Source organism: Occallatibacter sp., from assembly GCF_035317045.1.
Lineage (GTDB): Bacteria > Acidobacteriota > Terriglobia > Terriglobales > Acidobacteriaceae > Telmatobacter.
The window spans coordinates 203,024-219,468 of record NZ_DATHHT010000002.1 but is presented as its reverse complement, the minus strand read 5'-3'; the positions used below and the strand labels follow the sequence as shown (position 1 = coordinate 219,468).

The window sequence follows — 16,445 nt, the reverse complement described above, 5'->3', positions numbered from 1 at the left end:
TTCGTTGACATCTTTCACAGACGCCTCCGTCTGTCTTTGGTCCACGCTTCGAAAGTCCCTGTCGTCAGCGCGATGCTCTTCCTCGCGTACACGGATCCCAAGAGCACCACGATCAAGACCATCACCGAATTTGTCGGGGCTCAGCCGTTTGCTTTGTTCAAAGCCGGAATTGAAAAACAGCTCAGCGATACAACGCAAGCAATGGGAGAGCAAAAGTAGGGCCGCTGGTTCGGTCTGAATGCGACTGGAACTACGCTGCGTGATACGCAAAACAAACGGGCCGATCGCCGGCGCGGATCGGCCCGTCTTTTTCCTTGAATCCGTCCTACCGTGATGCCGTAAGCGACGGACGCGTGTCGAGCGAGCCGTTTGCATAGCCCTTCGCGATTTCGGTGATCGCAAGCGGCTTGTAGTCGCCCGCGTGTCCGGCCTGGCCGAACTGCGTCATACGTTGCGCCACAACCTTCTTCATGGCCTCGCGTGCAGGCTTCAAGTAATCGCGAGGATCGAACTTCTCCGGCGTCTCCGCAAACACCTTGCGGATCGCGCCCGTGATGGCGAGGCGATTGTCGGTGTCGACGTTGATCTTGCGGACGCCGTTGCGGATGCCGAGTTGAATCTCTTCCACCGGAACGCCCCACGTCTGCTTCAGCTTGCCGCCGTACTGGTTCACGATGTCCTGCAGTTCCTTCGGAACTGAAGAGCTGCCGTGCATCACCAGGTGCGTGTGCGGCAACCGCTGGTGAATCGCGATCAGCACATCCATCTTCAATACCGAACCATCCGGCTTCTTGGTGAATTTGTACGCGCCGTGGCTGGTGCCGATAGCGATAGCCAGCGCGTCCACACCAGTGCGTTCTGCAAACTCAACAGCCTGGTCAGGATCGGTAATGTGCTCGAGTCCCGTGCCACCCGCACCATGTCCGTCTTCCACGCCGCCCAGTACGCCGATCTCGCCCTCGACCGTCACGCCGCGTGCGTGCGCGTATTCCACCACCTTGCGCGTCACTTCAACGTTCTCTTCGAATGTCGAAGGAGTCTTACCGTCTTCCTTCAGCGATCCGTCCATCATGACCGAGGTGTATCCCAACTCGATAGCGCTCTTGCAAGTCTCATAGCTGTTGCCATGATCCTGGTGCATCGCAATCGGAATCTCGGGATTCAACTCCGCCGCTGCCTGGATCAGGCGGAAGAGATAAAGGTCTTCAGCAAACTGACGCGCTCCGCGGCTGGCCTGCACGATCACCGGCGACTTGGTTTCCTTCGCCGCCATCATGATCGCTTGAATCTGTTCCATGTCGTTGACGTTGAATGCGCCGACGCCGTATCCGCCCTTGGCGGCCTCGTCGAGAAGCTGCCGCATGGAGACTAATGGCATAGCAATTCTCCTTCTAAGGATCTTTCCAGAATTCTGCCGCCGTTACGCTCCGATGGGCCTATCTAGCGGCGGGAACTGCAATCGTCCTTATGGTAGCAGAGCCGCGCAACTAAAAAGTGTGCTCAGGCGCACAGCCTGCGCGACTATTGCGAAAACGCGTCAACCCGCAATCCAAACGAAGCAAAGGACCTCGCCCGGCGCTGAGGAATTCTGAGCGCGCCCCAATGAATCATGAAAAAGAGGGTCGGTGTCCTTCCATCCGTCCCCCTCCGGCATCAAGCTCCGGTTATCATGAGCCGTAGCATTTCCCGGGGGTATCTGATTGAAATCTCGCATTCGATGGATGGCCGCGTTTGCGCCCATCGTAGTTTCGGCTATGCTCTCTGCCCAGCAGAACTGGATCGTCAAACCGGAATGGGTCAGCGCGCACGAGAACTTTCTCGCGAGCGATGTTCTCGCCGGCCGCGGTTCCGCAACACGCGACGAGGAACTTACTGCCACTTATGTCGCGAGCGAATTCGAGAGCTACGGCTTGAAACCTGCACCCGGCATGACGGCCTATCTGCAATCAGCCGAAATCGTCGCACCCGAACTTGACGCGCACGCCACACTTCAGGCGGGGGATGCGACCATCGAGGAAGGAGCAGACTTCGTCCTGCTTACATCGCCCGGTGCTTCCGTCGCCGGTCCGTTGCTGAGAGTTGCCGCCTCCGACGTGCAGACAGCACACATTGCCGAGGGATCCGCAATTCTTCTTACCGGAGTGACCGATCAGCGAGCCCTATTCGCAGCGATGTCCGCGCTTCGCCGTCGCGGAGCAGCGGCAATCCTCGTGCCACAGACATCTTCCCTCGCCACTGTGCCACAAATATTCGGCGGTAAAACCCGCGTCAGCGTACGACTCGCGGATGATCCTGCGCGCAAGACGCCGACCGTCATCCTGATCCATGCGGAAGCTGCGGCCAGGTTCACCGCGAAGGACGGCACGCAGATCGGCATCACCGTCCATGCATTGCCGCAGGCCAAGCCACGCCAGACCTTTAATGCCATTGGATACCTGGCGGGCACCGACCCCGCCGCAGGCACGCTGTTGCTGACAGCACATCTCGATCACCTCGGTGTGGGACGCGCCGTCAACGGCGACTCCATCTACAACGGCGCCAATGACGATGCCGCCGGCACCACGGCGGTTCTTGAGTTGGCTCATGCGCTCGGCTCGGGTCCTCGCCCCCGCCGCAGCGTTCTCTTCGTCTGCTACGGGTCCGAGGAGATGGGAGGACTGGGCTCGACCTATTTTGGGAAACATACTCCTGTCCCGCTCACCGACCTTGTTGCCAACCTCGAGTTCGAGATGATCGGCAACCAGGACCCGAAGATGCCGCCCGGGGTACTGCTCCTTACTGGATGGGAGAGATCGAATCTTGGTCCGACCCTCAAGGAGCATGGCGCGCTGCTGGGGCCCGATCCCTACCCCGAACAACACTTCTTTGAACGGTCAGACAACTACCCTCTCGCTCTTCAAGGCGTTGTGGCACACACCGCGGCCGGTTGGGGAACAGTGCCCACCTATCACCAGCTGAACGATGACATGGCCCACCTCGACCTCGCTTTTATGACGCGCGCGATCCAGTCGCTGGTAGAGCCAGTGCGCTGGCTCGCCAACAGTGACTTCCGTCCCCAATGGAATCCCGGAGGCGCCCCCAAGCCCGGCAACTAGACTGCCCCAAAAAAATCGGCTGTCACAAAATAGGCGCTCATAAAACAGCCTGTCACAAAGTAGGCTGTCACAAAAGTAGGCTGTCATTCCGACCGTAGCGCAGCGAAGTGGAGGAACCCGCAGTTGCTTTTCGCCCACAGCCAAAGCGCTTGCGGCAGCAAATAAGCCCGCTAACCCCGCTTCCTCCGTACTGAGAGCCATGAATGCCCGGCAGTCCTCTGCCCGCAAGTTTTGGAATTTGCTCAATGCCCGGTCTGCCACTAGTCCTCTACAATCGTTTCCAATCTCAGCTGTCATCCAGGAGAGGTCCCGTCGTGCCAATCTTCCCACCATCGTGCGTTGCAGCAGCGATACTGCTGGGCTTCTCTGCCTCGGTTGCAGCCGGCCAGGCCACCACTGCCCAATATCCCAATTACCCCAGCGAAACGCCGGAGCATCTGCAGCCCGTCACCTCCTCGTTCGACTTCGAGCGACGCGAAGCCATGATCCCGATGCGCGACGGCGTCCATCTGCACACCGTCATTCTTGTTCCCAAAGGCGCTGGGCACGCACCGATCCTGCTCACGCGCACGCCCTACAGCGCCGACGAACTCACCACACACTCCGCCAGCGCGCACCTCGGACCAAATCTCTATGGGTATGACAACGCGGTCGATGTCATTCTCGATGGCGGATACATCCGCGTCATCCAGGACATTCGCGGCAAGTACGGCTCCGAGGGCGATTACGTGATGAATCGTCCCAACCGCGGGCCGCAGAATCCCACCCCTGTCGACGAGTCCACCGATACCTACGACTCCATTGAATGGCTCATCCACAACATCCCTGAGACAAACGGCAAAGTCGGCATTCTCGGCATCTCCTATGACGGCTGGCTTCCTCTCACCGCGCTCGTCCATCCGCACCCGGCTCTCAAGGTTTCGGTTCCCATGAATCCCATGGTCGACGGCTGGATGGGCGACGACTGGTTCCACAATGGCGCCTTCCGCCAGCAGAACATGCCCTACATCTATGAACAGACGGGCACCCGCGACAATGATGCCAAAGCCAAATGGTGGACCGCGCACTTCGACGACTACGACGAGTACATGAGTGCCGCCTCAGCCGGCGAACTCGGCCGCCGCCATGGCCTTGAACAAATTGGCTTCTGGAAAAAATTGATCGCGCATCCCGCCTATGATGCCTTCTGGTCCGACCAGGCCATGGATAAGGTCCTCGCCGCAGAATTCCGCGAACACGGCATCCAGGTCCCCATCCTCCTCGTTCACTCGCTCTGGGACCAGGAAGACATCTATGGAGCACCCGCTGTCTACAAGGCCATCAAACCTCTCGATAAAACCAACGACAAGGTCTTCATGGTTTTCGGGCCCTGGCACCACGGCCAGGAGATCGAGCCCGCCGATTCTCTCGGCGCCATCCGTTTCGGCTCCGACACCGGCACGTGGTTCCGCAAAAACGTTCTCGCACCCTTCCTTGCGCACTATCTCAAAGACGATGCTCCGCCGATGGACATTGCACCGGTAACCGCCTACGAAACCGGCAAAGACGAATGGCAAAAACTCCCCGCCTGGCCGACATCGCCTCAAACAAAGCCCCTCTACCTGCAACCCGGACTCAAGCTAAGCTTCTCGGCTCCGGCGTCAGGCGCTGCCATAGGGACGGCAGAACATTCCGCTAATTCCTCGGTTCCCCAGCTCGAAATTTTCGACGAGTACATCTCCGATCCCGCCAGGCCCGTGCCCTTCCGCGCCCGTCCCAGCCAGCCCGTCGGCTACGTCCTCCCGCTCACTTGGGCGCAGTGGCTCGTCGACGATCAGCGTGAAGCCTCGGGCCGCACGGACGTGCTCACCTATACCTCGGATGTCCTGACCGAGCCAATCCATATCACTGGACAGGCCATCGCCAACCTTGTCGCCTCGACCTCAGGAACAGACTCCGACTGGGTTGTGAAACTGATCGACGTTTATCCGGATGAAGTGGCCGGCGATCCAAATCTCGGCGGCTACCAACTGGCGATTGCCATGGACATCTTCCGTGGCCGCTACCGCGAAAGCTTCACCGATCCCAAGCCCATCGAATCCGGCAAGCCGCTCACCTATCGCTTCGCGCTTCCGCCAACGAACCACGTCTTCCTGCCCGGTCACCGCATCATGGTGCAAGTACAGTCGAGCTGGTTCCCGCTCTACGACCGCAACCCGCAGACGTATGTCGAGAACATCTTCTGGGCCAAGCCCGGCGATTATCAGAAGGCCACGCAGCGCATCTACCACTCGCCGGATCACGCCAGCGCCATCGAGTTGCCTGTTGTGCCGTGAAGGCGATGTTGCGCAAACGAATCAGCAGTTGCTAAACGGAGGCCTGGATTCGCCCGCAATCGGACAAACCTAGGCCTCAAGGACAGCTCGCTGAGCGTCAAATATCTCTTTAAGCCCAGCTTCTGCTAGATCGATCAGCCCGTTCAGAGCGCTGCGCGAGTAGCTTCCCTTCTCCGCCGTCGCCTGTGTCTCCACGAGGCCTCCATCCACCGTCATCACGATGTTCATATCGACCTCGGCTTGCGAATCCTCTTCGTAGCAGAGATCGAGCAGCGGCACGCCTCCGACAATCCCCACCGACGTCGCCGCCACAAGCTGCTTCAGCGGTGACTGCTTCAGCGTTCCGGCCTTGACCAGTGCGTTGAGGGCGATGGCCAATGCCACGGCAGCGCCGGTGATGGCCGCCGTCCGCGTGCCGCCGTCGGCTTGGATCACGTCGCAGTCAAGAATCACGGTGCGCTCACCCAGCGCCTGCAGGTCCACCACACCCCGCAGGCTCCGCCCGATCAGCCGCTGAATCTCATGTGTGCGTCCGCCGATCTTTCCGCGCTCGCTCTCCCGCGGCGTGCGCGTCACCGTCGATCGCGGCAACATGGCATATTCCGCCGTCACCCACCCCCTCCCCGAGTTGCGCAGCCATCCTGGAACTCCCGGCTCGATGGTGGCGTTGGTCAGCACGCGGGTATTGCCCAGCGTTACCAGCACCGAGCCCTCTGCGGTCTGTACGAAATCCGGCGTCAGCGTTAAGGGGCGAAGCTGGTTCGGTTTGCGATCGCCGGGACGAAAAAAGCTGCCATTTGTGGGGCGGTTCATAGGCCGATTGTACGAGACCAACTCAGGGCCGTTCGAAGGGGAATCCCATTCCGGGAACGACCAATTCGGGAATTGCACGCCACTATCGATCCAACTCCTTCTATTCGCACAATTTAAGGCCACAGCTGTCCAATGGGGTTCCAAAACGGTCCACTTCAGCGTCCAATCCTCCGCGTCCTGAATTGAGTGAAATGTAGATAAACCCAAATTTTTGAATGTCTTAACATAAGTGTCCGAATTTGGCACGTTGCGTGTAAGAAGAAAAGGCGAAGACTAGCAGCAAAAGCTCGGATCTGGCAGACGCGATTTCGATGCGGCTCATTCAGACACGAGAAGGAAGGGATTAAATCATGCAGCAGGTCGAAGAATTGCGCGAAATAGGCGCGAATGAACAACAGCAAGCCGACAAGGTTGTCGAGGTCCTCTCGACCCTGGGCAACCAGGGCGAAAACGTGGCGGAGATCGCACACGACGCTCGCAACATGGTCACCGCGCTTGACCTCTATTGCGATCTGCTCCAGGAACCCGGCGTTCTCGCCGCGCCCTTTGCGCACTACAGCGGCGAATTGCGACTTGTGGCGGCCGCCAGTCGCCGCCTGGTCGAAAAGCTTGTCTGCATGAACCCGGAGGGCACACCCGAGAGCGCCGAGTGCAGCGAAATGCCCGTGAATCCCGACCTTTGGCCGGTTTCGGCGAAGAAGACAAAGCCCCAGCAGTGGAAGAATATTCCCGCGGAACCCATCCGGAACCTGGCGGAGGATCTTTTCGCGAATCGAAGTCTTCTGGGTGCGCTCGGCGGTCCCACCATTGCTTTGACCGTTGACGCGCAGGGCGGCGCTGTTCCTGTCCGTATGACCAGCGAGGACCTGACTCGGATCCTTGTCAACCTGGTCAAAAACTCAGCAGAAGCCATGTCCGCAGTCGGCAGAATCCACATTTCGCTGTGGGAGAGCCGGGGGGAGCAGAATACTCCGTGGGTGACCCTGAATGTGGAGGACAACGGGCCGGGCTTGAACCACAAAATCCTGGAGAATCTCTTCGAACCCAAAAACTCCTCTTCACCCGGCCACGATATCTTCGCATCAAGCGAATGGCCGTTGCCCCACCGGGGCCTCGGTCTCTCCATCACGCGTTCCATCGTTGAAGCTGCCGGAGGCACTATTCACGCAGCGAACCGTGACCCGGTCGGTGCATGTTTCCAGATCGAGTTGCCCCTGCAGATGTCATAGCGAAATTCAACTGGCCGTCACACAAGTGATCTGGCCCACATAGCACCTATCAATAAGGCGACTACCATGCTTGCAACGTTTCCTTCTGCGCAGACCATGACTTCTCTCCCTCAGATCCCGACTCAGCCGTCCATGCTGCACGTGCTCGTGGTGGATCAAGATGATGCCGCTCGTACCGCATGCATCGAGGTCGCGACCAGTCTCGGATACGAGGCCAAGGGCATTGCGAACATGGACAGCGTGCGGTCAACCCTCGTTCGCCTCTCGACAGACATCATCCTGATCGATCTGCACAGGAACAACGAATCCGGCCTGGAAACCGTCGCTGAAATCAAGGCGCTCTATCCCGGCATCGCCGTCATTGCGATGGCGCCGGTGAATTCCGCCAGCGTGGCCCTGGCCGCGGTTCACTGCGGCGCCTCGGACTATCTCAACAAGCCCTTCACGGTCGACGAACTCGCTTCGTCCCTGGAGCGCGCCGGCGGTCAAACCCGCGTGGACGTGCAGGCTCGTCAGCTCAGGGAGCGCCTTCGCCAACACGAAGGAATGGGACAGATTATTGGCCACACGGCGCAGATGGACAAGCTCTATCGCATTCTTTCGAAGGTTGCTCAGACCACCCATCCGGTCCTGATCCTCGGCGAAAGCGGTACCGGCAAGGAACTCATCGCCCGTACCATCCATACCTTCGGACCAAACTCGGAAAAACCATTTCTGCCCGTGGACTGCGGTTCGCTGGTTCCCACACTCGTTGAGAGCGAGCTCTTCGGCTATGTCAAGGGCGCGTTCACCGGCGCCACTCATGCCAAGGATGGTCTTCTCGTGGCGGCTGGAGGTGGAACGGTCTTTCTCGATGAGATCGGCGAACTCTCGCTCGACTTGCAGGCCAAGTTACTGCGCTCTCTGCAGGAGCGTGAAGTCCGTCCGGTCGGCGCCACGCACCGCATTCCCATCAAGGCGCGCATCCTCACCGCTACCAATCGCGACCTGGCCGCAATGGTGGAACATGGCACCTTCCGCAAGGATCTGTACTACCGCTTGAACATCGTGAATCTGCGCCTGCCGCCCCTGCGCGATCGTCGCGACGACATTCCCATGCTGGTTGCGCACTTTCTCAACAAAATCAACAAGGGGCATCCGGCAAGATTCAGCATTCACGACGAGGCCTTGCGCGCGATGATGCACTACGATTGGCCGGGCAATGTCCGCGAGCTCGAAAACGCGATCGAGCATGGCGCCACAATGACGTCGGGCGGCGAAATCCAGCTGGGCCATCTGCCTACGCAGTTGCAGCAAGAGCCGCTTGTCGCGCTCCATGCCGCGGCATTGAAGGGAAAAAAGCGGGATGATACTTCATTGCCTGAGATTCTCCCGCTCGCCGTGCTGGAGAGGCACGCCATTCTCGACGCGATTCGGACCACCAACGGCGACAAGCTGATCGCGGCAAAACTACTCGGAATCGGCAAGACCACCCTCTACCGCAAGCTGAAGGAATACGAAATCAGCGATCCGTTGCAGAGCAATTAGCAAAGCATTCGCCGGGTCAGGAGCAAGAAGCCGCCCCGGCAATATCAGCTCGTGCGGGGTCGTTCGAAAACCGTGACTATCGAATTTGAGGAAGATATGAGCATTCTGATCATCAGTGGCATCGAAGGTGTTCGCAATTGTGCCGAGGTTCTCTCCAAACAGCTTGGGATAAAGGTTGAGGTTGCCGATGGCCGTCGCACGGCTCTCGCAGTCCTTCGCCATAAGGATTTCGCGGCCGTGGTGGTCGACGAGTCTCTGGCCGAGTGTGACCCGGCGGCTGCCGATGTAATCTGGGAGCGATCGGGCCTGGCTATTCCATTGCAGATCAACTTCGCCGTCTCCGGTGCGGCAAGAATCATCCGTGAAATTCGTGCAGCTTTGCAACGGCGCGCGCGCGAGCAGACCGTAGCGCTGGAGGCTGCTTCGGCATCGATTGAAATGGACCTCAAAAATACCGTCTCAGGGCTGCTGCTCCAATCCCAACTCGCCCTCTCCCTGGGCGGCATGCCGGCCGCGGTTGCCGAAAAACTGCAACTGGTCGTCAATCTTGCCGGAACACTGCGGGAGCAGTTGTCTGCCCCGACCCCATCAACACGACCAGCCGGTCCCTCATTGACCAATCGCTGAAAATGACGACGAAAGGCCCCTCGAACTCCAACACCTCCGCGGTTCGAGCACAGCGAAACAGGAGCTAATCCCGGGAAGCATCGTGGTATGGTTTTGAAAGTCTTCCTCACCTCGGAGCCTGTTGAATCCGCGGAGCATTCTCCATGCTTGTGATCATCTTTACGATCTCGATGTTCCTGAGCGCAGCTCTGCTCTTCGTCGTCGAACCCATACTCGCCAAAATGATGCTGCCCCTGCTTGGCGGCACTCCGGCAGTCTGGAACACCTGCATGGTGTTCTTTCAGGCCACGCTTCTGGGCGGATACCTCTATGCGCATGGCACAATCCGTTACCTGAACCGTGCGATGCAGACGGCACTGCAGATCGCGCTCGTGGTTGCGGCTAGCGCGCTCCTGCTCATGCGTTCGGTCGCGTTGCCGTCGGGTTGGGAGCCGCCGCCCAATGCGAACCCCGCACTCTGGCTGATCGCAGCGCTCTTCGTCATGGTTGGATTGCCTTTCTTCGTGCTCTCTTCGACGGCGCCCGTGCTGCAACACTGGTTTGCCAACTCCCGGCACAGACTCTCGGCAGATCCTTACTTTCTTTATGCTGCAAGCAACGCGGGCAGCCTGGCCGGGTTACTGTGCTACCCATTCCTGCTGGAGACCACGCTGCGTCTTAGCACGCAGAGGTTTCTGTGGAGCAAGACTTTTCCGTTGCTTGCGCTTATGGTCATCTTCTGTGCCGTCTTGTCGCGCAACAGGGCTGGCCAGGATGCGGAATCGGAGCGGAACAGCCCGGAAACAGGCGTAGCGCCGTGCGGCTGGAAGCAGAAGTTGCGCTGGGTCACACTCGCCTTCGTTCCGTCGAGCCTGATGCTTGGCGTAACAACACGCCTTACGACGGATGTACCTTCGCTGCCGCTGTTCTGGGTGCTTCCGCTCGCCACTTATCTGATCAGCTTCATTCTGGTGTTTGCGCGGCGCAAGTTGGTCTCCCATGAATGGATGGCGCGGCGCATGCCTGCGCTCATCCTCTGTTCTCTGATTCCCCAGCTGCTTGAAACGACATTTCCTCTGCTGGTGCTGGTTCCGCTGTACCTCGCCCTGATGTTCTGTATCGCCATGGTCTGTCACGGCGAATTGTCGCGCGAGCGTCCCGCAGTCCAGTTCCTCACGGAGTTTTACTTGTGGATCTCAGTGGGAGGCGTATTGGGCGGGATCTTCAACTCGCTTGTTGCGCCGGCCGCCTTCCATTCGGTACTCGAGTTCCCGATCGCGCTGGTGCTGGCCGCCTTCCTGCGTCCGACGGTGGGCGCCCCCTTGTTAAGCGGCCAAGCGGCGACGGTCGCGCGGCGAAACGATTGGGTGCTGCCGGTTCTGCTGGGGGCCGCGATAGCATTGGCGCTGATGGGCGTTGACAGGCTGCCGCAGGCCACGCATGTGATTCTTGCTATCGTTATTTTCGGCGTTTCAACCGGCGCGTGCTTCAGCTTCTGCATGCGTTCTCTACGCTTCGCTCTCGGTCTGGTGGCGATTCTGCTTGCGGCGAATCTTTACATCGGGCCATACGGACATATTCTCGACTGCGAGCGCAGTTACTTCGGGGTGACCCGCGTTACGAACGATGAATCGGGCCACTATCGCTATCTGCTGCATGGCGGTACATTGCACGGTCTGCAGAGTCTCGACCCCGCGCGAGCGCGTGAGCCGCTTTCCTACTACACGCGCGGCGGTCCCGCGGGTGAGGTCATGTCCGCGCTGAGCCAAAGCAATCCCCGCGCCAGCGTGGCCGTTGTGGGATTAGGTGCCGGATCGATGGCATGCCTTGGCAGTTTGACAAAGCAGCTTACCTTTTACGAAATCGACCCAATTGTTTTGAAGGTCGCGAGCAATCCTCTGTACTTCACCTTTCTACAGCAATGCGCATCCGACGCGCGGTTTGTTCTGGGAGACGCGCGCCTGCGCTTGAAAGCCGCTCCCGACGACGCATACAACTTGATCGTTCTCGATGCCTTCAGCGGCGACTCGATTCCGATGCACCTGCTAACGCGCGAAGCTCTGGCACTCTATCTGCACAAATTGGTGCCCAACGGAGTCATCCTCTTCCACGTGACGAACCATTACGTGCAACTCGCACCAAAGCTGGCCGATCTCGCACGCGACGCGGGGCTGGTGTGCATGGACGAGGCCGACACTGAGGTGACGCCCGAGCAGACCGCCGAAGGCAAGTTTGCCTCGGAGTGGGTGGTGATGGCCCGTTCGCGGCAGGATCTGGCCCTGCTGCAGTCGAATCCGTCGGCTCCGTTGCGTTGGACGGCTCTGCAAGGAAATCCGGGAGAACGCGTCTGGACGGATGACTACTCCAACCTGCTCAGCGTGATTCGCTGGCATTGAGCAAAATGAATTGGACCCGCACCGTGCGAGCTTAAATGGGTTGTGACTCGCTGTGCCGTTGCCTCGCTACTCCACAAGAGCATCGGCCATCCCAAGATGCCGATCGAGAGCGTCGATGCCGAAGTCGAGCTCTTCTTTGGTGACAATCAGCGGCGGCGCAATGACGAAGTGGCTCACCCATGCCTGCTGCGCCACACCATCGGCCATCATTTTCGCGGCAATCTGGTCGACCACCAGCGGCTTGCCTTCCACCTTGTCACGCATGGTATTGAAGGGCTGTTTGGTCTTGCGATTCTTGACCAGCTCAACCGCGAAGAAAAGACCCAGCCCGCGCACATCGCCAATCGACGGATGTTTCTCCTTGAGAATTTCGAGCTTCTGGCGCACATATGGCTCAAGCTCAGCGGAGCGCTCCACAAGCTTGAGTCGCTGCATCTCTTCGATGGTCGTCACTGCAGGCCCCAGCGTGATGGGATGCGCCTCGTACGTATGCCCGTGTGAGAAGTAGTGTTCTTCAAAGTAGTCGGCAATCTTTTTCGTTGTCGCGCAGAGCCCGAGCGGCACGTAGGCAGACGTAATCCCTTTGGCGGTGACAAGAATATCCGGCTTCACGCCCCAGTGATCGACCGCAAACCACTTGCCGGTTCGTCCCCATCCCGCCATGACCTCGTCATCGATCATCAGCACACCGTGCCGATCGCAGATTTCGCGCAGGCGCGGGAAGTACTCCGGCGGCGGAATCAGCACACCGTTGGTTCCCACCACCGGCTCAAGAATGATTGCCGCGACATCGCTCTCGTTCTCGATCATGTGCTCGATGTAGTCGACGCATGCGATGTTGCATGAGGGATACGTGTGCTTGATGGGACAGTCGTAGCAATTCGTCTCCGGCGCAAAGACGACGCCGCCTCCCTTGCCTGCCGGCTCCATCGCCCAGCGACGCGGATCGCCCGTAGCCGCGATCGAGCCCATCGTCGAACCATGGTAGGAGCGGTACCGCGAGATGATCTTGTTCTTGCCCGTGTACATGCGGGCGATCTTGAAGGCAGCCTCGTTGGCCTCGGTACCGCTGGTCGCAAAGAAGAACTTCTCCAACCCCGCCGGCAAAACCTCAAGCAGCTTGGCGCTGAGTTTCGCGCGAGCCGAGGTCGCGTAGCCCGGCGCGACATAAGCGAGTTCCCGTGCCTGCTGGCCGATCGCTTCGACAACAGCCTTGTTCTTGTGGCCCAGGTTCACGCACATCAGCTGCGAACTGAAATCGAGATAGCGCTTGCCGGCACCATCCGTAATCCAGCAGCCTTCGGCGTCCGCAATGTAGAGCGGCTTCCACGTCTTCTGGAACCGCCACGTTCCATAGTTGGTCTGGCGGGTAAAGTTGCTGATCTCTTCTGCGCTTAGCTCGGGATGTGTAACGGTGTCGCCCATGCCGGACCTCTCCTCGGGATTTCCACCTATGCTACGGCATCGCGCGCAACGACAGATAGTCTCCGACTCTCAGTTTTAGGCCCTACCCTCCCGAAAACTCGGATGTTCGAATGCGTTCTGGTTCTGACGGTCGATGTTGCGCTACGGTGCAGTGTTGAGCGGCAGTCCGAAGGGAGCAAGAGCGTCGCGCACCACCTTCTCTTCTCCGACCGCTACGATTGCGGTTTTCGCGGCCGGAAAGTACTTCTTTGCCGCGGTATCCACGTCCTGCGATGTAATGGCTGCGACCTTGCGACCGTAGGTGCCAATCGCGTCGGGCTGCAATCCGCTCACCCAGAGTCGGGCAAGTTCATCCGACACCGCCGAACGGGCCTGCAGCTGAATCGCCTCGATTCCGACGAGGAAGCGTTTGGCTGTATCCAGTTCATCGGTCGTGGGAGAGGTCGTAACCATGCGGTTGAGTTCGTAAAGAATTTCGTTCAGACTCGGTGCCGTAACAGCATTCCGGACGTCTGCCTGGGAGATCAGCATACCTGCAGCCTGGTAGTTCCGCATGACCGCAAACGGCGAGTAGGTGTACCCCTTGTCTTCGCGGATATTGCGGACAAGGCGAGAGCCGAAGGTTCCTCCGTAGATGGCTGTGGCCACCCGCGCGGCTTCGTAGTCCTCGGCGTTGCGCAGCGGTCCGAATGCGCCGAGTTCCAGCGTCGTCTGCACAGAGCCGGGACGTGGGATAACGTAGATGGCGTGTTGCGGCGTAACCGAAGGCGCGCCGGGGTCAGACACGGGCGATGTCGATGGCGACTTCCACTCGCCAAATCGGCTTTTGACGGCGTCGAGCATCTTGTCGCTCTCAAAATCTCCCACTGCTACGAGCAGCGCCTGGTCGGGACGAAAACGTTCCGCATAGATCTTGCGCAGATCGTCCGGCGTGGAAGCACTGATGGATCCCTGAGTGGCAGATGTGACGTGGTAGGGATGGTCCCCGAACAGGATCTTTGCCATTGCGCGTCCAGCTACGAATGAAGGCTGCGATTCCTGCTGGCGCAGCTGGTCGGCTGCATTGCGTTTGGCAAGGATGACTTCGGCGTCGGGGAAGATCGCGTTGCGGGTAAGGTCCGACAGCACAGTGAGCGCATCGTTCTGCCTGGCGCTGAGGACGCTGATGGAGAGAAGGATTGAGTCCTTCCCCGGGTTGGCGCTCAGATCTCCGCCGGCGGCCTGCAATTGCTGTGCAATCTGTTCCGCATTGAGAGTCTTCGTGCCCTGGTCGATCGTGTTCCCCAGCAATTGCGAGAGTCCGGGGCGATCGGACGGATCCGCGGCTAGTCCGCCGCGCACCGCAAAGCTGAACGAGACCTTGGGAAATCCTGGCTCGGATACAAGCCAGACAGTCAGCCCGTTGTCGAGCTTGGCGATCTTGACCGATGGTGCAGAGAGAGGCCGCTCAGGCCCGTAAGAAGGCAGGTCCTTGGGAAGCTGAACCTCCTTCTGTGCCCATGACTGAGCCGCAACGAAGAGAAGTGCACAAACCATAGCGAGGGTTTTCATTGTCCCGCTCCCTTTTCCTTTTCGCCAGCCGGCGCCGGAACGCGATTAATGATGGTGCGATTGGTGCTGACAAGATACTTGGCGGCGAACGCTTTTACCTGCGCCACGGTCACCTTCGAGAGTTCCTCTGGCAGCTGGTATACGGAGTCGAAGCTGTCGTCGAACAGGACCGCGTGGGACAGCGCAGAAGCACGGTTGATCGGGATTTCGAGATTGCCATAAATGTCGGATCGCATCTTTGTGACAATTCGATCGAGGTCCTGCTGGCTCGGTCCGTTTTCAGCAAGGTCTTTGAGGGCTGCATCATATGCGCCCAGCACCTGATCCTCGCTCACGTTGGGAGGGTACACGATAAATGAGGTCATGAGCGTTGGCCCCGCGAACTCAAACGGGGTTCCCAGCGGCCAGTTCACCCCGCCATCGACTGAGAGCGCGACTTGTTTGCCTTTCACGAGAGCCTGATAGAGACGAGAGGCCTGGCCATTGTGCAGCAATTCTCCCACGACGGCCCCAGCAAGAGCATCGGATGAGTGGCGCGGAGGCATGCGATATCCGATAGCGAGACCGGGCACCTTGGAGAGCTTGTCGGATTCGGATGATCGGCGCTCTGTCTTCTGCACGGGTTCCTCCGCCTTCGGCTTGGGCGGGGTGGGACGCGGCGGAATGGTGGCGAAATACTTCTCCACTTTGGAGTAAATATCGTCGGGATTTACGTCGCCGACGATTGCGATCACCGCGTTTCCCGGTGTGTAGTACTTTTCGTAGAACGCCTTCACATCTTCGATCTTCGCTGCATCAAGGTCGTTGAAGTCGCCATAGAAATTGTGCGCATTCGGATAAGTGTTGTATGCCTTTCCAGGAAGATCGATGGCAAAGAAGAGTCCGAACGGCTGGTTGATAACGTTGACCCTGACCTCTTCTTCTACGACGCTGCGCTGGTTATCGAGGTTTTTCGTGGAGAAGTCGAGGGTCTTCATACGGTCCGCTTCGATCCACAGAACAGGATCAAGGGCGGAGATCGGTGCGGTCTCGATGTACTCGGTGTAGTCGTAGCGGGTGTCGCCATTGTTGGTGCCGCCGCCGCCCTCAATAACGCGGTCCAGAACTCCCTTTGGCGCATTCGGCGTGCCTTCGAACATCAGGTGTTCGAAAAGATGCGCGAAGCCGGTGCGGCCCTCCGGCTCCAGCCTGAAGCCAATTCCGTAGCTGACGCATATGCCAAAGGTTGGCGCCGAGTGATCTTCTGACACCACCACCGTAAGCCCATTGGAGAGCTTCTTCATGCTGGTTGGCGCCTTCCATTGTTGTGCCGTAAGTGACTCCGCAGGCAATAGAAAGATGAGGGCGCAGAGTGCGATTGCGCTAGGAAGGATTCTTCGCTGGATCACCTGTATCTCCCATTCGAAACAAAAGGTCGTCGACAAAGTTTCATGGCAGCAGGAGTATACCCATGGTGCAAGGAGCCTGTCCATCTGTAAGTGACCAGCA

At 59.0% G+C, this 16,445-nt stretch carries 11 protein-coding genes; 6 read left to right on the top strand and 5 right to left on the bottom strand.

Annotated elements, in window-relative coordinates; all coding sequences use genetic code 11:
- Positions 1 to 325 precede the first annotated feature (325 nt).
- Entirely contained in the window at positions 326 to 1,378 is a 1,053-nt protein-coding gene (locus VK574_RS00990; protein ID WP_472797913.1) for a ketose-bisphosphate aldolase, read from the bottom strand.
- 322 nt (positions 1,379 to 1,700) lie between these two features.
- On the opposite strand from VK574_RS00990, the gene VK574_RS00985 reads away from it, so the two are divergent.
- Together VK574_RS00985 and VK574_RS00980 are read left to right on the top strand one after the other, a co-directional pair.
- Positions 1,701 to 3,095: a M28 family metallopeptidase gene (locus VK574_RS00985; protein WP_472797912.1), complete on the top strand. Its 1,395-nt coding sequence runs from the start codon at positions 1,701 to 1,703 to the stop codon at positions 3,093 to 3,095.
- A 314-nt stretch (positions 3,096 to 3,409) separates the two neighbouring features.
- On the top strand, positions 3,410 to 5,410 hold the full coding sequence (locus tag VK574_RS00980; protein WP_472797911.1) for a CocE/NonD family hydrolase: 2,001 nt from the start codon (positions 3,410 to 3,412) through the stop codon (positions 5,408 to 5,410).
- A 69-nt stretch (positions 5,411 to 5,479) separates the two neighbouring features.
- Here VK574_RS00980 and rph read toward each other — a convergent pair whose 3' ends face one another.
- A complete protein-coding gene (gene rph / locus VK574_RS00975; protein ID WP_472797910.1) occupies positions 5,480 to 6,223 on the bottom strand; it encodes a ribonuclease PH in 744 nt (247 codons plus the stop codon).
- A 350-nt stretch (positions 6,224 to 6,573) separates the two neighbouring features.
- On the opposite strand from rph, the gene VK574_RS00970 reads away from it, so the two are divergent.
- The 4 genes from VK574_RS00970 (at position 6,574) to VK574_RS00955 (ending at position 11,981) form a co-directional block, all read left to right on the top strand.
- Entirely contained in the window at positions 6,574 to 7,452 is an 879-nt protein-coding gene (locus VK574_RS00970; protein WP_472797909.1) for a sensor histidine kinase, read from the top strand.
- Positions 7,453 to 7,548: 96 nt separating this feature from the next.
- Positions 7,549 to 8,979, top strand: coding sequence for a sigma-54-dependent transcriptional regulator (locus tag VK574_RS00965; protein ID WP_472797908.1), 1,431 nt, complete (start codon positions 7,549 to 7,551; stop codon positions 8,977 to 8,979).
- A 96-nt stretch (positions 8,980 to 9,075) separates the two neighbouring features.
- Positions 9,076 to 9,606: a hypothetical protein gene (locus VK574_RS00960; protein ID WP_472797906.1), complete on the top strand. Its 531-nt coding sequence runs from the start codon at positions 9,076 to 9,078 to the stop codon at positions 9,604 to 9,606.
- A gap of 143 nt (positions 9,607 to 9,749) precedes the next feature.
- On the top strand, positions 9,750 to 11,981 hold the full coding sequence (locus VK574_RS00955) for a spermidine synthase (RefSeq protein WP_472797905.1): 2,232 nt from the start codon (positions 9,750 to 9,752) through the stop codon (positions 11,979 to 11,981).
- 66 nt (positions 11,982 to 12,047) lie between these two features.
- Here the strand turns inward: VK574_RS00955 and VK574_RS00950 are convergent, their stop codons facing one another.
- From VK574_RS00950 to VK574_RS00940, 3 genes are all read right to left on the bottom strand, one after another.
- Positions 12,048 to 13,406: an aminotransferase family protein gene (locus tag VK574_RS00950; RefSeq protein ID WP_472797904.1), complete on the bottom strand. Its 1,359-nt coding sequence runs from the start codon at positions 13,404 to 13,406 to the stop codon at positions 12,048 to 12,050.
- A gap of 141 nt (positions 13,407 to 13,547) precedes the next feature.
- Positions 13,548 to 14,957, bottom strand: coding sequence for a M16 family metallopeptidase (locus tag VK574_RS00945; RefSeq protein WP_472797903.1), 1,410 nt, complete (start codon positions 14,955 to 14,957; stop codon positions 13,548 to 13,550).
- A complete protein-coding gene (locus VK574_RS00940) occupies positions 14,954 to 16,345 on the bottom strand; it encodes a M16 family metallopeptidase (protein WP_472797902.1) in 1,392 nt (463 codons plus the stop codon). The genes VK574_RS00945 and VK574_RS00940 overlap by 4 nt, the downstream gene beginning before the upstream one ends.
- Positions 16,346 to 16,445: the final 100 nt, after the last annotated feature.

Excerpts from the sequence above, each read along its gene's own strand:
- rph (WP_472797910.1), bottom strand. The coding sequence starts at position 6,223 with ATGAACCGCCCCACAAATGGCAGCTTTTTTCGTCCCGGCGATCGCAAA.
- VK574_RS00960 (WP_472797906.1), top strand. The coding sequence starts at position 9,076 with ATGAGCATTCTGATCATCAGTGGCATCGAAGGTGTTCGCAATTGTGCC.
- VK574_RS00955 (WP_472797905.1), top strand. The coding sequence starts at position 9,750 with ATGCTTGTGATCATCTTTACGATCTCGATGTTCCTGAGCGCAGCTCTG.
- VK574_RS00965 (WP_472797908.1), top strand. The coding sequence starts at position 7,549 with ATGACTTCTCTCCCTCAGATCCCGACTCAGCCGTCCATGCTGCACGTG.
- VK574_RS00950 (WP_472797904.1), bottom strand. The coding sequence starts at position 13,406 with ATGGGCGACACCGTTACACATCCCGAGCTAAGCGCAGAAGAGATCAGC.
- VK574_RS00945 (WP_472797903.1), bottom strand. The coding sequence starts at position 14,957 with ATGAAAACCCTCGCTATGGTTTGTGCACTTCTCTTCGTTGCGGCTCAG.
- VK574_RS00990 (WP_472797913.1), bottom strand. The coding sequence starts at position 1,378 with ATGCCATTAGTCTCCATGCGGCAGCTTCTCGACGAGGCCGCCAAGGGC.
- VK574_RS00970 (WP_472797909.1), top strand. The coding sequence starts at position 6,574 with ATGCAGCAGGTCGAAGAATTGCGCGAAATAGGCGCGAATGAACAACAG.